4 protein-coding genes are annotated in these 4502 nt (G+C 75.9%); all 4 read left to right on the forward strand.

Annotation, left to right across the window (positions count from 1 at the left end; genetic code table 11):
• The first annotated feature begins 358 nt into the window (after positions 1–358).
• The 4 genes from ACIQOV_RS28955 to ACIQOV_RS28970 all read left to right on the forward strand — a co-directional run bounded on the left by ACIQOV_RS28955 (position 359) and on the right by ACIQOV_RS28970 (position 4477).
• A complete protein-coding gene (locus ACIQOV_RS28955; RefSeq protein WP_401053475.1) occupies positions 359–1426 on the forward strand; it encodes an aKG-HExxH-type peptide beta-hydroxylase in 1068 nt (355 codons plus the stop codon).
• Between the two features lie 88 nt (positions 1427–1514).
• Entirely contained in the window at positions 1515–1655 is a 141-nt protein-coding gene (locus tag ACIQOV_RS28960; protein ID WP_401053477.1) for a hypothetical protein, read from the forward strand.
• 169 nt (positions 1656–1824) lie between these two features.
• A complete protein-coding gene (locus ACIQOV_RS28965; RefSeq protein ID WP_355268748.1) occupies positions 1825–2010 on the forward strand; it encodes a hypothetical protein in 186 nt (61 codons plus the stop codon).
• Positions 2011–2071: 61 nt separating this feature from the next.
• The gene (locus tag ACIQOV_RS28970; RefSeq protein ID WP_401053479.1) at positions 2072–4477 is read left to right on the forward strand and encodes an FxsB family cyclophane-forming radical SAM/SPASM peptide maturase; all 2406 of its coding nucleotides are present in this window, start codon (positions 2072–2074) and stop codon (positions 4475–4477) included.
• Positions 4478–4502: the final 25 nt, after the last annotated feature.

Here is a 4502-nt window from a genome sequence, read left to right on the forward strand (position 1 = left end):
CCGGCTGCGGCATCCCGTCCGCGTACGTGGCCGAGGACCGTCGCTCGGCACCGGACCGCTCGGAGAGCGACAAGCGGCTCGCCTTCTCCAGCTGGTCCGGCACATCGCGGGGCGCCTGCGGGCGGGGGTGGCGGGGCTGGCGGGGAGCTGAGGACCGGCGCGGGCCCGGGTGGCGGGTTCCTGGTGGGCGTCGGGCGTCGGGCGTCGGCGGGCGGCGGTTCGGCTCACCCGTCCGGGTCATGCCCGGCCGCCGTCCGGCTGATCCGCCCCGGCGCGGGGAGACTGCGGACGGACCCGGCGGGTTGGGCGATGGGCCGGCCGACCGGGCCGGGAGCCGAACGGACGAGGAGGAGGACCGGTGGCGGGTACGGGCGAGGTGGTGGCGGCCGGGGTACCGGGCGCCCGCGGGGCGGACGGGCTGCCCCGGCACGGCGTGGACCGGGAGACGTTCCGGGCGATCGCGGGCGCGCGCGGCGGGCCGCAGGCCGTCCGGCTGCTGCGCGGCGGGCAGTTGAGCAAGCGGGCGCTGCTGCTGCTGGCGCTGCGCCGGGCGGTGCCGGAGCACGACGGCTACCGGGAGGCGTACGCCCGGGTGCGGGCGCTGCAGCGGGACGACCGGGAGCGGTGGGAGGAGGTGCTGCTGCGGCCCGAGTTGGACGCCTGGGCGGCCGACTGCCTGCGCGGCGCGGCGGCGGGGGAGGACGTTCCGCTCGGCGGGCTGGGCGAGTTCCTCCGCCCCGGCTCCGGCGCGCCCCTCGCGCTGGAGTGCGACGGGCTGCGCTGGTCGCCGTCGATCGACCACGCCGGCCCGCGCCGGGTGGACTACGGACGTCCGCCGGCCGGTCCGCTCGCCGGCGCCGAACTCGGGCTCTGGGAACAGCGGGTGTCCGAGGCCTGGGACATCCTGGTGCGCCGTCACCGCCGTCATGCGGCGGCCGTCGCGGCCTGCGTGACCACCGTCGTCCCGCTGCGGCCCGCCCCCGGCGGGGAGGCGGTGAGCGCCGCCGCCCGGCGGGCCTACGGCGCGGTGGCGGCCTCGCTGCCGGGCGATCCGGTGCTGCTGGCGCTGGCCCTGGTGCACGAGTTCCTCCACGTCCAACTCGGCGCCCTGCTGGACCTGGTGCCGCTGCACCGCCCCAGCGGCCCGGCCATCCACCACGCCCCCTGGCGGCCCGACCCGCGCCCGGCCGGGGCGCTGCTCCAGGGGGCGTACGCGCACCTGGGCGTGGCGGACTTCTGGCGGGCGGAGGCGGCCGCCGGGGCGGGCGACGCCGCCCGCGCGCACGGGGAGTTCGCGCGCTGGCGGACGCACACCCTGGCCGCCGGGCGGACGCTCCTGGGCTGCGGCGAACTGACGTCGAGCGGGCTGGAGTTCACCGAGGAGCTGGTGCGGACCGTCCGGGAGCTCGGCGAGCCGGGGGAATGAATCCCGGACATCGGACGCTTGGCCGGATGGCGTGCTTGTCGGAGGGCATCCCCGGGCACTCCCGGGGTGTGCCCAGGTACTGGTTCAGGTGCTGGTCCCGGTTCCCGTCCGGGTCCTCCTCCGGGTCCTCCTCCGGGTTCTCTTCCGGATGCGGGCCCGGGTGTTCGTCCGGGTGCTCGTCCCGGCGGTGCGCTTCGGCGTGCGCCAGGGCGAAGTGCGCGACCGCTGAACGGGTGAATTTTGGGGGCTCGGCGCGCTGTCGTACGACGTGGACCGCCTGGGGAGTTCAACGTGAGTCCGCAAGGTGCCGCGCGGAGTCTTCGCTGGCACTACATTGGTCGCAACCGGGTGGGCTTACCCACCCTCGGCAGGTCCTAACCGCGCCTAAGGAAACGAATATGACCCCGGTAACCAGCACCAGGCCGGCCGGCAAGCTCACTGACCCTCAGGAGACGCCGGAACGCCCCTCCCTCGCCGATCTCGCCGCGCTCGGCGCGGAAGAGCTCGCCTCCCGGCTCCAGCGCGCGCTCCCCGGCGCGGAATCCGGCCTCGTGCCGGTCGCTGCCTTCAACTCCTCGATCTGACCCGACCCGGACCTCCGAGCGGAACCCAGACCGAGCAGACCGAACCGAGCCGAACAGTTCCATGACGACGTCGATTCCGCTGCCGCTGACGCAGTTCGTGGTCAAGATGCACAGCAGGTGCGATCTGGCCTGCGACCACTGTTACGTCTACGAGCATGCGGACAGCAGCTGGCGCTCCCGGCCGAAGGTCATCGCGGACGGGATCATGGCCAAGGCCGCCGAGCGCATCGGTGAGCACGCGGCCGCCCACCGGCTGCCCGCCGTCCGGGTCGTCCTGCACGGGGGAGAACCCCTGCTCGCCGGCCCGGACCGCTTGCGCCGCGCCGCCGGGACGCTCCGGGCGGCACTCCCGCCCGGCTGCGTGCTCGACCTGCGCATCCACACCAACGGCGTGCTGTTGAGCCGGGACTTCTGCTCGCTGTTCGCGGAGCAGGACATCAAGGTCGGCATCTCGCTGGACGGCGACCGGGCCGCCAACGACCGCCACCGGCGGTTCGCCGACGGACGCAGCAGCCACCCGCAGGTGCTGCGGGCGGTCGCGCTGCTGAACGAGCCCGAGCACCGGCACCTGTTCGCCGGGCTGCTGTGCACGATGGACGTCGAGAACGACCCGGTGGCCGTGTACCGGGCGCTGGCCGAACTCCGCCCGCCCGCCGTCGACTTCCTGCTTCCGCACGCCACCTGGGACGATCCGCCCGCGCGCCCCGCCGGACCGGCCACCACCCCGTACGCCGACTGGCTGCTGACCGTCCACGGGCTGTGGGAAGCGGACGGACGGCCGTTCGCCGTACGGACCTTCGAGTCCGTGCACCGGACCCTGCGCGGATTCTCCAGCCTCACCGAGTCGCTCGGCCTGGAGCCCTCCGACCTGGCGGTCCTGGAGACGGACGGGACCTTCGAGCAGGCCGACAGCCTGAAGACCGCGTACGACGGCGCGCCCGTCACCGGCATGAACGTTTTCGCGCACAGCCTCGACGACCTGGCCCGCCACCCCGGCATCGCCGCCCGCCAGTCCGGACTGGCCGGGCTGAGCGAGGCCTGCCGCGCCTGCTCCGTGGTCCGCTCCTGCGGTGGCGGGCTGTACGCCCACCGCTATCGGAGCGACGATGGAGGAGGCAGCTTCGACCATCCCTCCGTCTACTGCGGTGATCTCATGACGTTCATCAACGGCATTGCGGGGAACGGGAGTTCGACTGGCGTTCCGGTGCGGGCGGCCGAGGCCGACCGGCCCGGCGCCGAGCCGCTGCCGCCCGGCGCGCTCACCCCGTCGCAACTCGACGAGCTGGCGCGCGGATACGGGAGCGCGGAGACCATCGCCGCGCTCGGCCGCTCCCAACTCGCCCTCACCCGAGCGATGCTGGCCGCCGCCTGGGACGCCTCCGGACAGGGGCGGGCCGAGGCGTGGGCCCTGCTGGCGGAGCTCGACTCGGCGGCCCCCGCCGCCGTGGACACCGTGCTCGCCCACCCGTACGCCCGCTCCTGGGCGGCCCGCAGACTCGCCGGGGACCTGCCGGTCGGGCTCGGCCCGCTGGCCGCGCTCGCCGCGGCGGCCGCGGTGCGGGCCGGGCGGGGGGACGCGATGGCGGTGCCCGTCCGCGGCGGGTGGCTGCACCTGCCGACGCTCGGCCGGATCGCCGTACCCGACGGCGAGGCCGTGGTCACCGGGCGGGCCGACGGCTTCGAGGTGCGGGCGTCCGACGGCTCGGTGCACACCGTCCCGGACGAACCGCTGCGGCGGGTCCGGCTGGCCGGCGGCTGGACGGTCGCCCTGGAGGACACCGACCCGCTGCGCGACTGCCACGACCACCCGGTGGCGGACCGCCTGTCCGAGGGCGAACTGCTCGACTGGACGGGCGCGTTGCGCGAGGCCTGGGAGCTGCTCGGGCGGGACCTGCCCGGGTACGCGGAGGGCATCCGGGCCGGCCTGGCGACGGTCACCCCGTTGCGGCCGGGCCCGACCGGCCGGGACGTCAGCTCGGCGGCCCGACAGGCGTACGGCGCGGTCGGCATCGCCCGGCCCGCCACCGCGCCGACCCTCGCCCTGCTGCTCGCGCACGAGTTCCAGCACGTCAAGCTCGGCGCGGTGCTGGACCTGACGGACCTGTACGACCGCGCCGACACCACGCTGTACCTCGCCCCCTGGCGGCCCGACCCCCGGCCGCTCGAAGGGCTGCTCCAGGGCACGTACGCCCACCTGGCCGTCACCGAGTACTGGGGCACCCGCACCCGCGCGTACGACGGACTGCCGGGACCGGCCGCCGACCGGGCACGGGAGCAGTTCGCGCTCTGGCGGCGGTACACCGCCGAAGCCGTGGAGCGGCTGGCGTCGTCCGGGGCCCTGACCGGGACCGGCTCGCGCTTCGCCGACGGCATGCGTGCCACCGTGGCACCCTGGCTCGCCCTGCCGCTGCCCGCCGCCGCCGAGCAGGCGGCCGACCGGGTACGGCGCGAACGGGCCGGGGTCTGACCTCCCACTCCCGCCGCCCCGGGTC

Source organism: Kitasatospora sp. NPDC091257 (assembly GCF_044757675.1).
GTDB lineage: Bacteria > Actinomycetota > Actinomycetes > Streptomycetales > Streptomycetaceae > Kitasatospora > Kitasatospora lactacystinica.